The sequence below is a fragment of the Rurimicrobium arvi genome (assembly GCF_039540495.1).
In the GTDB taxonomy this organism is placed as follows: Bacteria; Bacteroidota; Bacteroidia; order Chitinophagales; family Chitinophagaceae; genus Rurimicrobium; species Rurimicrobium arvi.
The window spans coordinates 15,030-34,165 of sequence record NZ_BAABEZ010000004.1; the positions used below are offsets into that span (position 1 = coordinate 15,030).

General features: G+C 47.7%; 19 protein-coding genes. 2 read left to right on the forward strand and 17 right to left on the reverse strand.

What is annotated here, in order from left to right; translation table 11 throughout:
• Window positions 1-13 precede the first annotated feature (13 nt).
• The 13 genes from ABD846_RS02925 to ABD846_RS02985 are packed head-to-tail and all read right to left on the reverse strand — an operon-like array spanning window position 14 to window position 9,599.
• Window positions 14-517, reverse strand: coding sequence for an NADH-quinone oxidoreductase subunit J family protein (locus tag ABD846_RS02925; protein WP_344822507.1), 504 nt, complete (start codon window positions 515-517; stop codon window positions 14-16).
• A gap of 8 nt (window positions 518-525) precedes the next feature.
• Entirely contained in the window at window positions 526-1,035 is a 510-nt protein-coding gene (nuoI, locus tag ABD846_RS02930; RefSeq protein WP_344822509.1) for an NADH-quinone oxidoreductase subunit NuoI, read from the reverse strand.
• Between the two features lie 18 nt (window positions 1,036-1,053).
• Window positions 1,054-2,124 carry an NADH-quinone oxidoreductase subunit NuoH gene (gene nuoH, locus ABD846_RS02935; RefSeq protein ID WP_344822511.1) on the reverse strand — a complete coding sequence of 357 codons (1,071 nt, stop codon included), beginning with the start codon at window positions 2,122-2,124 and terminating at the stop codon, window positions 1,054-1,056.
• Between the two features lie 52 nt (window positions 2,125-2,176).
• Entirely contained in the window at window positions 2,177-3,283 is a 1,107-nt protein-coding gene (locus tag ABD846_RS02940; RefSeq protein ID WP_344822513.1) for an NADH-quinone oxidoreductase subunit G, read from the reverse strand.
• Between the two features lie 34 nt (window positions 3,284-3,317).
• Entirely contained in the window at window positions 3,318-4,661 is a 1,344-nt protein-coding gene (gene nuoF / locus ABD846_RS02945) for an NADH-quinone oxidoreductase subunit NuoF (protein WP_344822515.1), read from the reverse strand.
• Window positions 4,662-4,695: 34 nt separating this feature from the next.
• Window positions 4,696-5,139 (reverse strand): nuclear transport factor 2 family protein, encoded by a 444-nt coding sequence (locus tag ABD846_RS02950; protein WP_344822517.1) that lies wholly within the window; start codon window positions 5,137-5,139, stop codon window positions 4,696-4,698.
• A gap of 1 nt (window position 5,140) precedes the next feature.
• Window positions 5,141-5,548 (reverse strand): SRPBCC domain-containing protein, encoded by a 408-nt coding sequence (locus ABD846_RS02955; RefSeq protein WP_344822519.1) that lies wholly within the window; start codon window positions 5,546-5,548, stop codon window positions 5,141-5,143.
• An 11-nt stretch (window positions 5,549-5,559) separates the two neighbouring features.
• Window positions 5,560-6,267: a DNA alkylation repair protein gene (locus tag ABD846_RS02960; protein ID WP_344822521.1), complete on the reverse strand. Its 708-nt coding sequence runs from the start codon at window positions 6,265-6,267 to the stop codon at window positions 5,560-5,562.
• Window positions 6,268-6,288: 21 nt separating this feature from the next.
• Window positions 6,289-6,786: an NADH-quinone oxidoreductase subunit NuoE family protein gene (locus tag ABD846_RS02965; protein WP_344822524.1), complete on the reverse strand. Its 498-nt coding sequence runs from the start codon at window positions 6,784-6,786 to the stop codon at window positions 6,289-6,291.
• A 39-nt stretch (window positions 6,787-6,825) separates the two neighbouring features.
• Entirely contained in the window at window positions 6,826-8,049 is a 1,224-nt protein-coding gene (locus tag ABD846_RS02970; protein WP_344822526.1) for an NADH-quinone oxidoreductase subunit D, read from the reverse strand.
• Window positions 8,050-8,077: 28 nt separating this feature from the next.
• Window positions 8,078-8,578: an NADH-quinone oxidoreductase subunit C gene (locus ABD846_RS02975; protein ID WP_344822529.1), complete on the reverse strand. Its 501-nt coding sequence runs from the start codon at window positions 8,576-8,578 to the stop codon at window positions 8,078-8,080.
• Between the two features lie 14 nt (window positions 8,579-8,592).
• The gene (locus ABD846_RS02980) at window positions 8,593-9,162 is read right to left on the reverse strand and encodes an NADH-quinone oxidoreductase subunit B (RefSeq protein ID WP_344822531.1); all 570 of its coding nucleotides are present in this window, start codon (window positions 9,160-9,162) and stop codon (window positions 8,593-8,595) included.
• Between the two features lie 44 nt (window positions 9,163-9,206).
• Window positions 9,207-9,599: an NADH-quinone oxidoreductase subunit A gene (locus ABD846_RS02985; RefSeq protein ID WP_344822533.1), complete on the reverse strand. Its 393-nt coding sequence runs from the start codon at window positions 9,597-9,599 to the stop codon at window positions 9,207-9,209.
• A 171-nt stretch (window positions 9,600-9,770) separates the two neighbouring features.
• Here ABD846_RS02985 and feoB point away from each other — a divergent pair, with 171 nt between their 5' ends.
• Window positions 9,771-11,891, forward strand: a complete 2,121-nt coding sequence (gene feoB / locus ABD846_RS02990; RefSeq protein ID WP_344822535.1) for a ferrous iron transport protein B — start codon at window positions 9,771-9,773, stop codon at window positions 11,889-11,891.
• On the opposite strand, the gene ABD846_RS02995 is transcribed toward feoB, so the two are convergent.
• From ABD846_RS02995 to ABD846_RS03010, 4 genes are all read right to left on the reverse strand, one after another.
• A complete protein-coding gene (locus tag ABD846_RS02995) occupies window positions 11,888-12,742 on the reverse strand; it encodes a glutaminyl-peptide cyclotransferase (RefSeq protein WP_344822537.1) in 855 nt (284 codons plus the stop codon). The two genes, feoB and ABD846_RS02995, sit on opposite strands and share 4 nt — an antisense overlap.
• Window positions 12,743-12,848: 106 nt before the next feature.
• Window positions 12,849-13,718, reverse strand: coding sequence for a type IX secretion system protein PorG (gene porG / locus ABD846_RS03000; protein ID WP_344822539.1), 870 nt, complete (start codon window positions 13,716-13,718; stop codon window positions 12,849-12,851).
• 125 nt (window positions 13,719-13,843) lie between these two features.
• Window positions 13,844-14,497, reverse strand: coding sequence for an SMC-Scp complex subunit ScpB (scpB, locus tag ABD846_RS03005; protein WP_344822541.1), 654 nt, complete (start codon window positions 14,495-14,497; stop codon window positions 13,844-13,846).
• Between the two features lie 134 nt (window positions 14,498-14,631).
• Window positions 14,632-15,411 carry a DUF3050 domain-containing protein gene (locus ABD846_RS03010; protein WP_344822543.1) on the reverse strand — a complete coding sequence of 260 codons (780 nt, stop codon included), beginning with the start codon at window positions 15,409-15,411 and terminating at the stop codon, window positions 14,632-14,634.
• A 161-nt stretch (window positions 15,412-15,572) separates the two neighbouring features.
• On the opposite strand from ABD846_RS03010, the gene ABD846_RS03015 reads away from it, so the two are divergent.
• Window positions 15,573-19,136, forward strand: coding sequence for a PAS domain S-box protein (locus tag ABD846_RS03015; protein WP_344822545.1), 3,564 nt, complete (start codon window positions 15,573-15,575; stop codon window positions 19,134-19,136).

A 19,136-nucleotide genomic window follows, 5' to 3' on the forward strand; every position in this document is an offset into this window, starting at 1 on the left:
ATAATTTTAAAGGTTACTCAGCTTCTTTTTTACCGATAACGATCGCTCCGATCATCGCACTTAAGAACAGCACACTGCTGATCTCGAATGGCAGTACGTATTGTTTGAACAGTACCTGACCCAATACTTTGATCAGGCCGATCTTAGAACTTTCTTCACTGATCACACCCATCAGATGTGCTTTGCTGATTGCGGCGATGATGACCAGGAAGAGGGTTCCCCCCGATAATACACCGGCCAGCTGCACCAGCCAGCTTTTTTGCGGTTCGGTATCTGCATTCAGGTTCATCAGCATGATCACGAACAGGAACAATACCATAATGGCGCCTGCGTAGACGATAATATTGACGATCGCCAGGAATTGCGCATTCAGCAACAGGTAATGTCCTGAGATAGCGAAGAACGTAAGGATCAGGAAAATAACGCTGTTCACCGGGTTTCGGCTCAGCACTACGCCGAGCGCACAGCCAATGGCCATGATGGTGAGCAACCAGAAGACTACTTGTAAAATATCCATTGCAGTAATTAAGCTTGTGTATCGTTTTTAGGTTTTGCAATGAGCAGATCTTCTTTCTTATAGATGAAGCTCTCTCTTGTATAGTTCGGTGGCATTACGGTCTCGGAAAGATAAATAGCATCTTTCGGACAAGCTTCTTCACAGGCTCCGCAGAATATGCAGCGCAACATGTTGATCTCGTAACGTGCAGCATATTTTTCTTCACGGTATAAATGCTGTTCGCCGGCCTTGCGCTCCGCAGCCTCCATGGTAATGGCTTCTGCCGGACATGCAACCGCACACAATCCGCAGGCGGTGCAGCGTTCGCGACCCTGCTCGTCCCGGTTGAGGATATGCAGACCACGGAAAACCGGGCTGAAGGATCTTTTTTCTTCAGGATATTGTACCGTAGCTTTTTTCTTGAAGATATGCCCTACGGTAATGCTCATACCTTTGAGCAGCGCAGGGAGGTAAATACGCTCTTTCAGCGTCATCGGACTGCGGTCTACAGGTGCAGAGCGTTTGGTTAATTTTTCCATTTCCTCTTCTTTTTCCAGTTATTTAAAAAGCCACAAAATAGCAGCGCCGGTAAGCAGCATATTTACCAAAGCCAGCGGAATCAACGATTGCCAGCCCAATTTCATCAGCTGATCGTAGCGGAAGCGGGGCAGGGTCCAGCGGATGAACATGATCAACAGGATCATGCCCGTGATCTTTGCAAAGAATACACCGATACAGATCAGCGCGAACAATACAGGGGATACGGAAGCTGCAACAGCATCCATACCGGGGAAGTTATAGCTTCCGAAGTATAAGGTCACCATTACTGCGGAGCCGATAAACATATTGATATACTCGGCGAACAGGAACAGACCCAGCTTCATGGAAGAATATTCCAGGTGATATCCCATGTTCAGTTCAGAGTCACACTCAGCCAGATCAAAAGGAGCACGGTTCATCTCCGCCATAGAACAGGTGAAAAAGATGATAAAACCGACAGGCTGCTTGAAAAAGTTCCAGGTAAAATATCCGTCGTGCCAGAAACCGTGTTGCTGGGATGCAATGTCACGCAGGCTCAGGGAACCGCTGAGCATCAGCAGTGCAATCAGGCTCAATCCCATAGCCAGTTCATAGGAGATGGACTGGGAAGCGGAACGGATACTGCTCAGCAGGGAAAATTTATTGTTGGAAGCCCACCCTCCGATCATTACACCATATACACCAAGGCTCACCACACCAAAAACAAACAGGATACCAATATTTACGTCAGCTACCTGCAAAGAAAGCACATGTCCGTCGGCGAGCGGAATATCCGGTCCCCATGGTATCACGGCGCTGGTCATCAATGCTGTCAGCATAAACAGGAATGGCGCCAGCAGGAACAGGAACTTCGTCGAATTTGTCGGAATGATCTCTTCCTTCATAAACAACTTCACACCATCTGCCAGCGGTTGCAGCAAACCGAAGGGACCGGCACGGTTGGGACCATAACGATCCTGCATCACGGCGGCCACTTTACGTTCTCCCCAGGTAGCATACGCAGCCACGCCGAAGGAAATAAGAATGATCGTAATGATCAGTCCGCCTTTACTCAGCAGCAGGAACCAATCAATATCTAGTAATATCATGTGCACTCTTTAAAATTTTTATTTTGAGAATCAGTTGCAATAACCGGAACACCTATTTGAAGTCTTCAGAATGTGCCGGACCGTCAATCATACTCAGGTGTACATTCGGTTTGTTTACATCGCTCACATCGTGAATATCCATCTTCATCACCGGTTCTTTTCCGATCACTTCAGCCAGTAATTCCACCTGGGCTTCGTGAACAGTTCTGTCGTAATGACCCTGGGAGATCACGCTATGGCGATTGATATTAGTTGGCCCTTCGATCACCCAGTCTTTAGTGCTTTTCTTTTCGAAGCGGCATTCATTACAGATCCATCCCGGCTTTCCATTGCTGGCCACAGCAACTTCGCCCCATTCGTCCTTGCGTGCGGTAACGCGGAATACCTCATCACCACGCATCCACAGACGCACTTCTCCGCAACATTTCGGGTTGGAGCAGTTGCGGTGTGCATCCACAGGTTTCGTAAACCATACACGGTTTTTGAATCGGAATGTTTTGTCGGTAAGCGCGCCTACCGGACAAACGTCGATAACGTTGCCGATAAAATCGTGCTCCAGTGATTTGCTGATACAGGTACTGATACGCGCATGCTCTCCACGGTCCAGGATACCATGCTCACGGTAATCAGTGAGCTGCTCTGCAGTAAATACGCAGCGGAAGCACATGATACAGCGGTTCATGTTCAACTGTATATATGGCCCCAGGTCTTCGGGTTCGAACGTACGGCGCTCGAACTCTGTACGGGTGCCTTCTTTTCCATGTTCATAGCCCAGATCCTGCAGGTGGCATTCTCCGGCCTGATCGCAAACAGGGCAATCGAGCGGATGATTCAGCAGCAGGAATTCTGTGACGCCCTTGCGTGCGTCGGTCACCTTTTCGCTGGTCATGCTTTTCACTTCCATTCCGTCCATCACACCTGTACGGCAGCTCGCAACCAGCTTGGGCATTGGGCGCGGGTCTTTTTCCGAACCCTTGCTCACCTCTACCAGGCAGGTACGGCATTTCCCGCCACTGCCTTTCAGATGGCTGTAATAGCACATCGTGGGCGGAGCAACCTGACCGCCTATTTTACGCGCTGCTTCAAGAATGGATGTTCCGGCAGGAACTTCCACGGTTATATTGTCGATCGTTACTTTAATATTAGGTACTTCAGACATACTGTTTAATTTTTAGGAAGTCTAAGACTTCTGTTTAAGCCACTACTGCAATCGGGTCCGCATAATGCGCCAGACCAAAATTGCGTTGCTGACTTTCTTCCGGATGTTGTACGTGCCACTCAAATTCGTCGCGGAAATGGCGGATTGCCGCAGCCACCGGCCATGCAGCCGCATCCCCGAGCGGACAAATGGTATTTCCTTCAATTCTTCTCTGAATATCCCAGAGCAGGTCTATATCGGCAGAAGTGCCCTGACCATATTCCAGCTTTTTCAGAATGCGGTACATCCAGCCCGTTCCTTCACGGCAGGGACTGCATTGTCCGCAACTTTCATGCTTATAAAAACGTGCAAGGCTCATCGTATGACGCACTACGCACTGATCTTCATCCAATACGATAAAGCCTCCGGAGCCCAGCATCGAACCTGTCTGAAATCCTCCGTCGGAAAGGCTTTCATAGTTCATATAACGTGTTTCTCCCTTAGCGGTTTTCAGCAGCAGATTGGCCGGCAGGATCGGAACGGATGATCCGCCGGGAATACAGGCTTTCAGACGTTTGCCGTTGGCCATACCCTGACACCATTCGTCGCCGAAAATAAATTCTTCAACAGAAAGGTCGAAAGGTATCTCATAGACACCCGGACGTTTCAGATTGCCGCAGGCAGAAATCAGTTTCGTACCGGTGGAACGTCCCACGCCGATCTTTCCGTATTCCTCGCCGCCCATATTGATAATCGGAACAACCGCTGCGATCGTCTCCACATTGTTGACCACTGTTGGGCGCATCCAGAGACCCTGAACGGCCGGGAACGGTGGTTTGATGCGGGGATTGCCGCGCTTGCCTTCCAGACTCTCAATAAGTGCTGTTTCTTCGCCGCAGATATAGGCTCCGGCGCCGCGCTGCACATAAATTTCACAATCAAATCCGCTGCCCATGATATTCTTACCCAGCCAGCCATTTGCCTTTGCTTCAGCAATAGCCTGTTCCAGGATATCCGGAATCCACGCATACTCGCCGCGGATATAGATATAGGTGGCATTGGAACCGAGCGCGAAACTGGAGATGATAAGACCTTCCACGAACAAATGCGGCAGGAACTCCATCAGGTACCGGTCTTTAAACGTTCCCGGCTCCGACTCATCCGCATTGCACACAAGGTGACGCGGAACACCTTCGGGCTTGGCGAGGAAGCTCCACTTCATTCCCGTAGGAAATCCGGCGCCTCCGCGGCCTCTCAGTCCGCTTTTCTTTACTTCTTCCACAATATCATCCGGAGCCATCTTCAGAGCCTTCTCCACGGCACGATACCCGCCATTTTTACGATAGGCGTCGTAATACCGTATTCCTTCGATATGCGCGTTTTCTAAAAGTAATTTCATAACTATATTTCAAAAGGCTATGCCTTCGCTTGTTTTACTGATTTATACTTAACTCACTCTGCCGGCTCATCAGCTGCCAGCGGTGCCGTTTATATTTCCATATCTGCAGCACGTTCAGATGATACACCGCATTCTGTCCTTTCATCTGCACTTCATAGCTGCCTTTGCTTTTCACCAGCGCGATATTGCCGTTCAATGCCAGCGAACTGATCTCACTTTCAATACGTCGGTAAGACAAGGTTCCGTCGTAAAGGTGGTGTATCAGTTCCTTCCTCGATTCCGTCCAGCCATTGGAGTGGGCGTACCGTATGCGTGGAGCCAGCATCTTTTTCAGCGCGTGCACGTCCCTGGTGGTCAATGCTCCGTTCAGCCGCATCACTGTTGTTTTCAACGCTGCTGTGTCTTGTGCAAACGAAGCAAATGACAGCACGCTTAATGCAATGAATAAAGAACTATAACCAATACCTGACTTCTTCAAATCAATCCCGGTGAAAACGGACCATCAAATAATCTTCCAGCGGCGTGAAAAAGAGCTCTATCCAGAAGGAATGCTGACTATCCCGTTCTTTTTCATCCGGCAACCCGGTCTGATCCAGTACAAGATGCGTATGATCCCCGTCTTTTTTCAGCACTATTTTCACTTCCGAATCCGCAACGGAGGAATCCCATTCATTTGTTCTCCAGGTATAATGCAGCTCCGATTCCGAAAGATGCAGCACCTTTCCGCTCATCCAACCGTCAAACATTTCGATGATTCCGCCTTCCTTCGCTTCAAAAACACAATTTTCACCAGTCCACAGAGCCACTTCCTTGTGCTGTGTCAGCATATGCATCACCTGTTTGGGCAATGCGGGTAATGCGATCTCTATATGGATATGATGGTTCAATTACTGCTGTTTTAACAAAATACTGTTTTACGTTTCTTACCGATCTTTCCGGCCTGCTCCATCTTGCCGATATAAGCCACCGGGTCGGGAACTTTACAAGCCGTTCCTCCCTGATCTACCTGCACTTTTCCGATCCTTCCCGCGATCGCTTTAGCTTCTTCCGTCAGTGCGGCCACATACCCTCCTGCAGAGATCAGAAATCCGTTCATCGTATAGCGAACCCTGTTGGGTTGCCCGTGTATCGTCTGCTCAATGCGCTTCATCAGCGAACGGATCTCTTTCAGATCCAGCTCTTCATCTTTCTTCAAAGCGAGCAGACAGCTGTAGGTAGTCCAACCGGCAGATATCACGTGTTCCTCCTTTGCATCTATCCACTCCAACGCCAGCTCATGTCCGAAATGGCTTTCTGAAGCCGCCCAGGCAACCGTATATTCACTGAGCATATACCAGTTAGCCGATGTAGCCCATTGGCGCAATTCATCTTTACTCATTTTTAAAGGCTCTGAGATAAGCCCGCCGAAATACATGGCATCCGGCACACCCGAATCAAACAGCTGCAAAGCCAGCTCATGATCCCGCTTGATTTTCTTTTGTATGACTTTCATATCACCCACCTTCACACCCCAAACTTCGCCCTTTGCGCCGTGGTTGATCCACGTCTTTCGGGTTTGCTCATCGCTGAACGACCGGAGGGCATCCATTACTTCTGTGAATGTCATTACAAAAGGTGATGTTTATTACTAATTGCCGGCTGCAGCGCGCAGTTCGTCCAGCAATGCATCTACTTTTTCAATTGTCAGGTGTTCTTTAAAGAACTTGCCGAGTTGCATCATCGGTGCATAACCGCATGCTCCCAGGCATTCAGCAGGCTTCAGTGTGAACAGGCCATCAGGTGTGGTCTCTCCTTCTTTGATACCCAGCTTGTTTTTGATATGCGAGATGATCTGGTCGCTGCCGCAAAGCATACAGGGACCCGTCTGACACACTTCCAGCACATAACGGCCCACCGGCTTCATGTTGAACATCGTGTAAAAGGTAGCCACCTCATATACTTCTATCGGCTTGATGTTCAGAATTCCGGCTACATAATCCATGACCGGCACGTCCAGCCATCCGCCAAATTCTTCCTGTGCCAGATGCAGCAAAGGGATCAGTGCACTTTTTTGCTTTCCTTCCGGATAGCGGGCAATGATCTCTTGCACTTTGATCATCTTTTCGGGAGAAAACTGAATATTCATTGTTTACTTCTGCTGAATTAAAATAATTAATAGTCGCCTTTAGGCATCCAATTCTCCTGCGATTACATTCAGGCTGCTGAGTGTGATTACCGCATCACTGAGCAATCCATCCTTAATCATTTCCGGGTAAGCCTGATAATAAATAAAGCAGGGTCTGCGGAAATGGAGCCGGAACGGGGCGCGGCCGCCATCACTGATCAGGTAATAACCCAGTTCGCCGTTTCCGCCTTCAACTGCCTGGTATACTTCTCCGGCTTGAATGTCTATCTCTCCCATTACAATTTTGAAGTGATAGATCAACGCTTCCATCTTTGTGTATACATCTTTCTTTTCAGGAAGATAGTATGCAGGAACATCTGCATGATAAACGGAAGGATCAAGGTCTTTGAGCTTATCGATTGCCTGGTTGATGATGCTGATACTCTGCCACATTTCACCGTTGCGCACCATGTACCTGTCATATACGTCACCCCTGGAACCTACGGGGATGTCAAATTGAAAATCTTCGTAAGAGCAGTATGGGGTATGCACGCGCACATCATAGTCTACACCCGTCGCACGAAGATTCGGACCGGTAAAGCCATAATTCAATGCGCGTTCAGCACTGATAGGACCGGCATCAATACAGCGATCCATAAAAATGCGGTTGCGGTTCAGTAATGTTTCGAATTCGGTAAGCGCCTTAGGCAGGAGCTCCATCAGCTTGGACAGCTTATTCCAGGTATCTTCGTTGAAGTTGCGCTCGAACCCGCCGATACGACCGATATTGGTGGTAAGCCGGGCGCCGCAGATCGACTCATAAATCTCATAAATGCGCTCACGCACCTGGAACACGTAGGTGAAAGGGGTAAGTGCCCCGGTATCCACCGCTACCACTGAATTACAGATCAGGTGATCTGCGATACGGGCAAGCTCCATCATAATAACGCGCAGGTAATCCACGCGTTTAGGCATTGTGAGACCCAGTAATTTTTCAACGGTCAGCTGCCATCCTATGTTATTGATAGGTGCCGAGCAATAATTCAGCCGGTCTGTGAGCGGTTGAATCTGCCCGAAGGGACGACGCTCGGCAATCTTTTCGAAAGCACGGTGGATATAACCCAGACGCTGTGTGGCACTCAGCACTTTTTCGCCGTCGATCTCGAGTACATTCTCGAAGATACCGTGCGTTGCAGGGTGCGTGGGTCCCAGGTTCAGCGTGGTCGTTTGCTTCTGGATAGATTCCTCGGCAAGCTGTATATGTTGTATGTGTTGATCTGACATTGTTCTGATTTTTTAAACGGATGTATTATCAGCCTCTTCCAAACATTTCATCATCTTTATCCGTACGGGTTGGATCTTCCATCGGATATTCCTTTCGCATCGGGAAATAGTTCATCTCATCTGCATTCAGAATGCGGACCAGATTCGGATGTCCCACGAAATTCACACCAAAAAAATCATACGTTTCGCGCTCCATCCAGTTTGCACCGGAGTACAACGGCACTGCTGTCTCGATATCCGGTCTGGAAATCGGAACGGAAGCCCGCAAACGCAAACGCTTATTTGCGACAAGATTGTGCAGGTGGTATACAATACACAACTCTTCGTCTTTTTTATCCGGGAAATGAACGGCCGTAATATCTGTCAGAAACTGAAAACCCATAGACGGTTCTTCATTCAGAAAACGAAGAATGTCCATGTTCAGATCCGCTTTGATATAACAGGAGAAAATGCCGAATGTTTCTTCAAACCCCCACACACCATCGCCGAAACGGCTGCTGAGTGCTTGTTGTATTTGTTCGTTGGTCATTGTTTGCTGTAATATTATTCGATGCCGTAGCTTTCCATCAATTGTTTGTAACGCGGATGTGTACGTCTGCGAATACTTTCATTTTTCACCAGGTCCTGGATACGCATAATGCCGTCCAGGATCCCTTCCGGACGCGGAGGACAACCCGGCACGTAAACATCTACAGGTATCACCTGGTCGATTCCCTGCAACACCGAGTAGCTGTCGAATATACCACCGCTTGAAGCACAGGCGCCGATCGCCACCACCCAGCGGGGCTCGGCCATCTGCAGGTAAACCTGACGCAATACGGGAGCAAGTTTTTTGGAAATAGTTCCGGCCACCAGCAACACATCGCACTGGCGCGGTGTGAATCCCATACGCTCGGCACCGAAGCGACCGAGGTCGTAGTTGGAACCCATCGTAGCCATAAATTCAATTCCACAGCAGGATGTCGCAAAAGGCAATGGCCATAAAGAGTGTGAACGCCCCAGCCCGATCAGATGATCCAGCGTGGTGGCGTGAAAGCCTTCTCCCGAATATCCTTCCGGAATAACAGGCTTCTTATTGTCTAAATTCGTATTGTACTGTACCGGACGACCCATAATTCTTTCTGTAAAGCAGAAACCACTTTTTGTTTACTGATTAATTAATCCTCCCACTTCAGGGCTCCCTTCTTGATAATGTAGATAAAACCTAACAGGAAAAAGGCCACAAACATAATTACAGCAAAAAATCCTTCCTGACCCAGGTCTCTGAAATTCACCGCATACGGGTAAAAGAATATTACCTCCACATCAAATAATACAAACAGGATAGCTACCAGGAAATATTTGATCGCCATTGGCTGGCGCGCATTACCGATAGCCTTGATACCACTCTCAAAGTTGGCGAGCTTATCTTTTGTTTTCCTTTTAGGACCCAACAGATGCGATCCTCCCATCATAATGGCCACTATTCCCAAAGCCAGAAAAACCTGGAGTACGATTGGCAAATAGTCTGACAAAGAGTCCGTTGCCACATTTAAAAAAAATAAATTCATATGATAACTGATCGTTGAGCGCGTAAATACAAGCAAAAATAACCCTAAGCGGCAAATATACAATCAGATAAATGGCTTTTTAGTGACAATTTTGGTGAAATAAACGATACCTGCCTGCGCATCGGTCCTGATTTGCTGCATTCTTTAGAATATCTTTGCAGCCGTAAACGAATGCGTCGTTCCTATTCAATAGCACTGGTCGGTAATCCCAATTGCGGAAAAACCTCTCTGTTTAATGCCTTAACCGGTCTGAATCAACGGGTAGGGAATTTTGCCGGGGTCACCGTAGATAAGAAAACCGGCCGTACCCAGCTCCCATCCGGAGAAGAGGTGCAGATTATAGATCTTCCCGGCACCTACAGTCTGTATCCTAAAAGTAATGATGAACAGGTAGTATTTGACGTGCTGCTGGATTGCGCGAATCCCGACCGACCGGATATGGCTGTTGTGATCGCAGATGCGGCCGCACTCAAACGCAATCTGCTTCTCTGTACGCAGATCATGGACCTGGGTATCCCCGTGGTACTGGGCCTGACGATGATTGATATTGCCGCAAATAAAGGGATCACAATTGATGTGCCGGAATTGCAGCGACAACTCGGTATTCCCGTTATTGCACTGAATCCCCGCAAAAACAAGGGTATCGGTCAACTGAAGAAAGCACTGGAAGACGTGCATTCCGGTAAATATCCTTCTCTCCGGAAAGATTTTATTGATATTGAGCAGCTTTGCGGATCGTGGATCATCACGGCCTCCGAAATTGCCGGATGTGCCACGCTGTACGGTGCCATGCAGATCTGCTGTCAATTGCCCGAAGTATCTTTCCTGAATGCTGCGCAACGCATTCAGCTGGCAGCACTGATGGGCGAATCCAAATTTCATAAATCCCGCATACAGGCTGAAGAAGTATTGCTTCGCTACCGCAATATCAGCGAGATACTGAAAAAATCCCTGCATGAAGATACTCCTCGGCAGAAAAGTCTGCGCAGCGAACGTATCGACCGGATATTGCTGCATCCGCTCTGGGGCAACCTGGTATTGCTTACCGTATTGTTTTTACTGTTTCAAAGCATCTTCTCGCTATCGGCGTATCCGATGGACTGGGTAGAGGGGGCATTCGGGCATCTGGGCGGATGGTTGTCAGACATCTTACCTCAGGGACTTTTATCGGACCTGCTGATCAATGGGGTACTGGCTGGTATCAGCGGTGTCGCTGTATTCATCCCCCAGATCATGATCCTGTTCGGACTGATCACCATACTGGAAGATTCCGGATATATGGCGCGTATCTCCTTCCTGAGCGACCGGCTGATGCGCAGCGTGGGGCTGAACGGGCGTTCCGTAATGCCGCTGATCAGCGGGATGGCCTGTGCCGTACCGGCTATCATGGCTGCACGTACGATCCAGAATAAAAAGGAACGCCTGATAACCATTCTCATTACGCCGCTGATGAGCTGTTCGGCGCGACTGCCTGTTTATACGATATTAATCGGGCTCGTGATACCGGAACAAAAGATACTGGGCATTTTCAACCTTCAGGGTCTGGTACTGATGGGCTTGTATATGCTGGGGTTTGTCGTTGCACTCATTGTAGCGAAAATATCCAATCTGTTTATCCGGGTTAAAGAAAAGACCTTTTTCCTGATGGAATTACCGGTTTACCGCGCGCCGCGCTGGAAGAATGTGGGAGTGACCATGCTGGAAAAAGCGCAGATTTTTGTAAGGGATGCCGGGAAAGTAATTCTGATCATTTCTATTATCTTATGGGGCCTGAGCACCTTCGGACCTTCCGAACAGATGAAGGCAATCGATCAGAAATACGAAACGCTGAAACGCCTGCGCCCTACCGAGGTTGCTCGACTGAATGCAGATATGGCTACTGAGAAACTGGCAAATTCCTACGCGGGAAAATTGGGTCACAGCATCGAACCCGTTATCCGTCCGCTGGGATATGACTGGCGCATCGGTATTGCACTGATCACATCATTTGCCGCAAGAGAAGTCTTTGTAGGCACTATGGCCACACTCTATAGTGTTGGCGATACAGACAATCCTGACGCTTCTCTGCGGGACAAGATGCGCGCAGCAAAAAAAGCTGACGGAAGTCCCATGTACACACTGGGAACAGGTGTTTCCCTGTTGTTGTTCTATGTTTTTGCGCTGCAATGTATGAGCACGCTCGCAATCACAAAGCGTGAAACCGGATCATGGAAATACCCGGTAATTCAATTCCTGTATATGGGTGTACTGGCTTACCTGTTTGCTTTCGGAGCGTATGCGCTTCTGAGCTAGAATGCAAATTTTATCTCGTAGATCTTAGGCCACATCTTTCCTGTTACGTATACCTTCTGCGACGCAGGATCAAACGCTATGCCATTCATTACTTCGGCACGTTGCGATTTACTGCGGGCATCATAGGCAACAGGATTCAGATCCAGGCGCCCTTCCACCTGACCGTCTTTCGGATTGATCTTCACGATATAGTTCGTCATCCAGACATTCGCATAAATATAACCGTTGATATACTCCAGCTCATTCAGATAAGGCAGCGGCACACCTGCTTCCATTACTTTGATCTGGCGGGAAGGCTTCATCGTTGCAGGATCGATAAAGGTAAGCGCATCGGTACCATCGCTCATGATCAGTTGTGTACCGTCTGTGGTCAGGCCCCAGCCTTCAGCGTTGTCGTAGTTGAAGGTACCCGTCTGAGCAAATGTTTTTGCATCATATATGAAGCCCATTTTATTTTTATAGGTAAGCTGATACATCTTTCCATTCAGAAAGCTGATGCCTTCACCGAAATATTTCGTCTTATCTATTTCCACCTTGCGGGTAAATACACCGGAGGGAAGCGCTATCGTGCCGATTACCGATCTCAGTTCCGGATCTTCTTCCGGAGACCCGGTGCTTTCATATAACTTTCCTTCGTGGAACAAAAAACCTTCCGTGAACAGTGACGTATCATGGGTGTATGTGGCCACTACCTGATGCGGAATGATCTGTACCGGTTTGGACGCTGGTGTAGTCTCCGCAACAGGTGCTTTCTCTGCCGCAGGTTTGTCTTCACCGCAACCGGTAATTGCTGCGCTGAGAGACAATAACACTATGGAAGCTATATTCCGGGACGATTTCAGAAAAGTCATAATAAACATTTGAGTGACAAAAATAAAAGATGCGCTCTCAATTAGCGCAGGCACATAAAAAAACTCCGGTATAAAGTACCGGAGTTTCTGAATGAAGTAAAAGTTATCAGCGACTGCTGCTTCTGCGTCCGCGCGGACAGGTTGTCTGCCAGTAGGTACGACTGTTGCCGCCTGAATTGAAGTAAATAGAAATGGTAATATTTGCAAACCACATCCAGTCGTTTGAACGGCTGTCTCCACGCTTATCGGTATAAGTAACATAGTTGCCATCCCATCCGGAAGCGGTATTGCCTCTGTAGGAAAGTTTAGCAGCCTGCATACCCTTGTATTTTACGAGCGTATCGAGGTTTACGTAAGATTTGCTCACATCATCCAGATAGTCGGTGGTAGTAGGTCTCAGACCCACTTCTCCGCTTACGACGAGCGTTTTGTTCACCAGGAATTTCATACCTGCTCCGAACGGAAAAGATACATTTATATTCGAGTAAACCTTGCGATCAGGGTAGGCAGGTAATCCCTGTCCTTCTGTACTCAGCGGACGGAGGTAAACCTTATCACCATTCTGATTGTTCGTGTAAGGATTGCTGTAGAAAACGCCTACACCGGCAAATACATAAGGACTGATACGCGAACGAACGCGATCTACCGGCCAGAAATTATATTCAACACCTGCATGTGCTTCAATGATACGGGATGCAAAACTGAGATTGCGCAGGTAATGAGCTTTAATGTCTGAAAGGCTGTCTGCCCCTGATATTGTGGTATATGACGCGCCAAACCGCAAACCGACCTGAGGTGTCATGAATAGTTTATAGGAAACTCCGATCATCGGATGATAGTCCGTTGAAGGCAACATTTTGGTTTGTAAATCACCATAATAGTTGGCCACTCCGAAAGAAATCCCCGCTTCATGGTGCTTTTGCGCCTCTACCAGAGTAGGCAAAAACAACGCAAGAGAAAGTAAATATCTTTTCAAAACAGATTTTTTTTGAAGTTTGTTGGCGTAAGATAATGCGAAAAAGTAGAAAACAAAAGGAAATGCAAATTTTTTTCGCATTTCCTTTCCCTATGTATAAATATAATTGTTTATTTATCAGGTAATTATGCCTGATGCTCATTCAGATTACCTTCGCCATCCACCGTCAAAGCTGCCGTTACAGCATCCGCTGGTTGCGCTTCCGCGGCACTGGATGGTAATACCATATCGATATTAATATCTTTCAATTGCGGCAACTGTGCAGGTGAGTTGATGCCCAGATAGTCCATAAAATTGCGTGAAACACTGTACAGCAGTGGTTTTCCAACAGCCTCTTCATTGCGGCCTACAATGGCGATCAGTTCTTTCTCCAACAATTTCTGAATAGAATAATCAGCGCTGACCCCCCTGATAAATTCAATATCACCTTTGGTGATCGGCTGCTTATAGGCAATAATCGCTAAAGTCTCCATAGCCGCCGCGGACAACTTTTTTATATGTTTGTCTCCATTAAGCTGGAGTACTGTTTTATGGTAATCTTTCTTGGTAAGGAATTGGTATCCGCCGCCGATTTCCCGGATATGGAAGGGATAAAAACCTGCTTCATATTTTTCACGGATAGCGTCTACAGCTGCCTCTACTCTTACCGCATCAATTTCTTCCTCCAGCGCCTGACTTACGTGGTCCGCGATTTCCGCAGGAGTGATCGGGCGCTCACTTGCAAAGATCAATGCTTCCACATGTAATATCAATTGTTCCAGTTCCATAGCTGATGTCATTAGAACCCCGAAAATAAAATCCGTTTTGCAGAACACTTCCGAAAGAAATACACAACTGTGGGTAAATCGGCACACGATACTAACAAAAAGGCGGAGCGCCGCGCCCCGCCTGTATCCTGATGTGGAAAAACTACCTAAGCCTTCGCTGCTATAATCGCGTTCATCGCTCCGTTCCAAAGGGTTATACGATTTTGCAGCGACTGTTTCACCGCAATCGATGCCTGTTGCCACAGTTGCTCATCCGACCCGCACAACTCTTCCGTCATCTGTAAGGCCAGATGACTGTGATGATCGCCGTCCACTTCGATATGACGTTCAAGATAATATTTGAAAACAGCTATTGATTCCGGCACCCGCTGATAAATATCGTTAACCATGGAAAGGAACATATCAGGGATCAGATCCTCCCGTCCGAAAGTGAATACGGCTGCCTGCAGCGCTGCATTTTTGCTGGCAATCACATTGAAGGTGCCGTTTACAAAGGTACGCGCCGCTTCCGGTGTACCTGCACTGATAAAAGCGCTTTCTATATTCTGCGTGCTGATAACAGATGCAATAAATGAATCGATCGCAGCGTAATCAGCTCCGCATTGCGCCATTGCATCTCTGTATAATTCGAAATGGCTTTTACGTACGCCGTTCTGATCTACATCCGATTCTTCGCCGCAAACAATTTCATTGATCAGGAAACGGGTTTCAGGATTTCCTGAAGGCACCCAGGGAACAGATGTACAGGTAAGCTGATTCTGCAACGATTTCAACAGCGACATAAAATCCCATACAGCATACACATGGTATTCCATGAAAATTTTCAAATCTTCGATTGTATGAATATGGCTGTATAAGGGATGGTGTATGATCTCCTGTCTGAGCGGTTCTATCTGTTGCTTTAGCTGGTTTAGATGACTGTTCATATATACTATGCTTTGTTGAAGCGGGGCAAATTTCTCCGTTTTTATGCTTCTTTCCGATAATTATTTCTGAAACATGCTTTTAGGATATTGATAAAAACAATGAAGCCGCACATTTACCGCAAATCGGTTATTTTTACTCACTATAGTTACATAAGTCTGTAATGCATATAAGCTCTTCTGCGACCCGGAATAACCATCGCCGCTATTTACTCGCTGGCGTTACGGGAGCTTATGCACATACGATACTCGATCAATCGGGAGAAGATGATATCGACCCGGATTCACTCCTGCCGTTCCTGCATTTATGTACCACTCCATCATTTTTGCTGCTGGGTGCACAACGCAGACTTTTCTTCAATGATAGTTTTCAGTCGCTCACACAGGCCGACATCAGTTTTATCGGTTGTCCGCTGGCGCAACTCGGACTGACAGAGATATTGACTGCAGCGGAAAAGCTATCGCCCGCAGCACCGCAAAAAAACTGTCTGTGGCAATGGCGGCATCAACTGCTTTACTGCAATCTGCAATGGATGGGGCATACGGATACCTCCCGGCCGGCGGTTTTCGGTTCGGTTGTCACGGCAGACGGACAGTCTGAAAACAGCGGCGGAAGCAGTCCGGAATTTATGCGCATGGTAGAACAGGCTCCGGTAGGAATTGCTGTTTTCCGCGGACCTTTATTAATTGCAGAACTGGCCAATGAACAATACCTGGCGTTGATCAAACGTAAAAAAGAAGAGTTTGTCGATAAACCTTTGTTTGAATCCCTTCCTGAAGTGCGGACGAGTATTGAGGGCATCCTGGATAATTTATTACAAACCGGAGAACCTTTTAAGGCTTCGGATTTCCATGTTCCGCTCATGAGGAACGGGCAGATCCAAAGTGCGTACTTTAATTTTATTTACCAGCCCGTATCCAACAGCCGTCAGGAAATTGATGGTTTTATGGTGGTGGTGACGGAAGTGACCGACTCTTTCCTGGCGCGTCATCAGCTAAAGGAAAGTGAGGCAAGGTTTAAAAAAATGGTGATGGATTCCCCGATCCCGATGACCATTTTCCGCGGGCCGGAGCATATAGTGGAAATGGCCAACCGGAAAATGTTTGAAAACATCTGGAGGCGGGAAGAATCCGAGGTATTGGGAAAGCGCATAGATGATGCATTCCCGGAACTACGCAATCAGAAGTACATGGAACTTCTGGACCAGGTGTATCAGCAGGGTATCGTACATACAGAAAAAGAGTCCGTGGCTTTTGTTGAAGGAAGCAACGGCATGCAGCGGTTTTACCTCGACTTTGAGTATGCAGCGCTTAAGGATCATGAAGACAATGTTTATGGCATCATGGTCACCGTAAACGATGTGACAGATAAAGTAAAAGCGCGCGAAGCCATACTGGAAAGTGAACAGCATTTCCGTTCCGTTGCCGACACTGCGCCGGTGATGATCTGGATTTCCGAACCTTCCGGCCGCTTCGAATATTTTAATACGGCAGCCCTCGACTTTCTTGGCAATAAAACAGGCTCCGTCAGCTTTGAACACTGGCTGTCGTTCATTCATCCGGACGAGCGTGCAGTATATGAAGATGCTTATAAAAAAGCGCTGGCCAACAGACACAGTTTTTCAATAGAAATGCGTTTGCGCGACTACCAGAACACGTACCGCTGGATCTCCTCGCGCTCAGTGGCGCGGGTAGATAAACATGGTGATTTCCTGGGCTTTATTCATGCCGGAACCGACATCCATGAACGTGTTTCTTTCAACCTCGCGCTTCATGAAGAAGAGGCACGCAGAAAAGTAATGCTTGAAGCCAGTGAACTCGGCACATGGGAACTAGACCTGCTTACCAACACTATCACTTCCTCTCCGAGATTTTTCAGCATTTTCCAATTGGAAGAAACACGGTCTTATACCCACAGGGAGCTGACTGACTGTATTCATCCTGAAGATGCGGAAATACGGAAAGAAGCATTCAAAAGAGCATTTGAAAAAGGCCGTCTCGAGTATAACTCCCGCATCATTACTCCCTCCGGAAATATTCGCTGGATCGAAGTGAAAGGGGTGCTTGTAAACAATGAAAAACAGGAACCGGCGAAACTGATCGGCACCGTTAGAGATATAACGGATGCGCGCAATTATGAGCATATTCTGAAAGAAAGCGAACGTAAATTCCGCATGCTGGCAGACGCGATTCCCCAGTTTGTATGGACGACAGATGCCGAGGGTATTTTCAATTATTTTAATAAAGCGACCATAGAGGAAACTGGCCTTAGTGAAGCAGAACTGATCCGCCGTTCTTTTCTGCATTTGCAAACGCACCCGGAAGACCGCGAAGTACATCTTCAGAAATGGCAGCGATCCCTCGAAAGTGGAATGGAATTTGTCTCCGAGCACCGGTTTCTGAATAAAGCGGGTCAATACCGCTGGATGCTGAGCAGGGCTATTCCCCAACGCGACAGTGATAAGAATATCTACCTCTGGGTAGGTACCAGCTCAGATATCCAGGAACACAAGATGTTTGAGCAGGAGTTGAAGCACCAGGTGCAGGAAAGAACCAACGAACTTCATACACTCAATATGGCGCTGCAAAAAAGTGAAGCGCGCTATCACCTGATGGTGAACGAGGTGCAGGAGTATGCCATCATCTACATGAATAAAGACGGCATTATAGAGAACTGGAATAAAGGCGCTGAAAAAATTAAAGGGTACACTGCCGAAGAAATCATCGGTAAAAATTTTTCCCTGTTTTATACCGATCAGGACAGGGCCAGGCAACTACCGCAGCAACTGCTTGCACAGGCAGCCGAGTCGGGGAAAGCCAAACACGAAGGGGTAAGGGTAAAAAAAGACGGTTCTCTTTTCTGGGCTGATGTTCTGATCACCGCAATACGGGATCAGGACAGGAATATAATCGGCTTTTCAAAAGTAACGCATGATCTTACCAAACGAAAGGAGGCGGATGATCAGATCAGGATACAGGCAGAACTGCTGCTTCAGAAAAATGAAGAACTGGAAAAAATGAATACGGAACTGCAGTCGTTTGCTTATGTATCCAGCCACGACCTGCAGGAACCGCTGCGGAAAATCCAGATTTTTGCGGGCCGTATTATAGAGAAAGAATTGAATAACCTGTCTGATAAAGGCAGAAGCTATTTTGAGCGCATGCAACTCTCTGCAGCCAGAATGCAAAAGCTGATACAGGATCTGCTGATCTATTCACGTGCGAACAATAATGAGCAGGCTTTTACGGATTGCGACCTGAACCTGATCCTGCAGGATGTCCTGAAAGAGTTCCAGGAGACCATAACAGAAAAAAACATCCGTTTCAGTTCCGACCCGATGGGTACCCTGCACGCTATTCCGTTCCAGATTTACCAGCTCTTACATAATCTCACGGGCAATGCGATCAAGTTTATGCGCAACGGTGCCGATGGCCGCATCCATATTTCCTACAGAGAAGTTGAGGCAATCGAAGTGTCTTCAGTGCCGCTGAAGGCCGATAAAAAGTATGCGCATATTGCTGTTGAAGACAACGGCATCGGTTTCAACCAGGAATTCAGCGAGCGGATCTTTGAAGTATTCCAGAGACTGCATGAAAAAGAAGAGTTCAGCGGTACAGGTATCGGGCTGGCTATTGTGAAGAAGATCGTCGACAATCACGGAGGTGTCATCAGGGCAACCGGTGCGATGCAAAAAGGCGCCCGCTTCGACATTTATCTGCCTGTCTGA

Bases quoted from the DNA above. Each gene is read 5' to 3' on its own strand.
- ABD846_RS02925 (WP_344822507.1), bottom strand. From the start codon at position 517: ATGGATATTTTACAAGTAGTCTTCTGGTTGCTCACCATCATGGCCATT.
- nuoI (WP_344822509.1), bottom strand. From the start codon at position 1,035: ATGGAAAAATTAACCAAACGCTCTGCACCTGTAGACCGCAGTCCGATG.
- nuoH (WP_344822511.1), bottom strand. From the start codon at position 2,124: ATGATATTACTAGATATTGATTGGTTCCTGCTGCTGAGTAAAGGCGGA.
- ABD846_RS02940 (WP_344822513.1), bottom strand. From the start codon at position 3,283: ATGTCTGAAGTACCTAATATTAAAGTAACGATCGACAATATAACCGTG.
- nuoF (WP_344822515.1), bottom strand. From the start codon at position 4,661: ATGAAATTACTTTTAGAAAACGCGCATATCGAAGGAATACGGTATTAC.
- ABD846_RS02960 (WP_344822521.1), bottom strand. From the start codon at position 6,267: ATGACATTCACAGAAGTAATGGATGCCCTCCGGTCGTTCAGCGATGAG.
- ABD846_RS02965 (WP_344822524.1), bottom strand. From the start codon at position 6,786: ATGAATATTCAGTTTTCTCCCGAAAAGATGATCAAAGTGCAAGAGATC.
- ABD846_RS02970 (WP_344822526.1), bottom strand. From the start codon at position 8,049: ATGTCAGATCAACACATACAACATATACAGCTTGCCGAGGAATCTATC.
- ABD846_RS02975 (WP_344822529.1), bottom strand. From the start codon at position 8,578: ATGACCAACGAACAAATACAACAAGCACTCAGCAGCCGTTTCGGCGAT.
- ABD846_RS02980 (WP_344822531.1), bottom strand. From the start codon at position 9,162: ATGGGTCGTCCGGTACAGTACAATACGAATTTAGACAATAAGAAGCCT.
- ABD846_RS02985 (WP_344822533.1), bottom strand. From the start codon at position 9,599: ATGAATTTATTTTTTTTAAATGTGGCAACGGACTCTTTGTCAGACTAT.
- feoB (WP_344822535.1), top strand. From the start codon at position 9,771: ATGCGTCGTTCCTATTCAATAGCACTGGTCGGTAATCCCAATTGCGGA.
- ABD846_RS02995 (WP_344822537.1), bottom strand. From the start codon at position 12,742: ATGACTTTTCTGAAATCGTCCCGGAATATAGCTTCCATAGTGTTATTG.
- scpB (WP_344822541.1), bottom strand. From the start codon at position 14,497: ATGACATCAGCTATGGAACTGGAACAATTGATATTACATGTGGAAGCA.
- ABD846_RS03010 (WP_344822543.1), bottom strand. From the start codon at position 15,411: ATGAACAGTCATCTAAACCAGCTAAAGCAACAGATAGAACCGCTCAGA.
- ABD846_RS03015 (WP_344822545.1), top strand. From the start codon at position 15,573: ATGCATATAAGCTCTTCTGCGACCCGGAATAACCATCGCCGCTATTTA.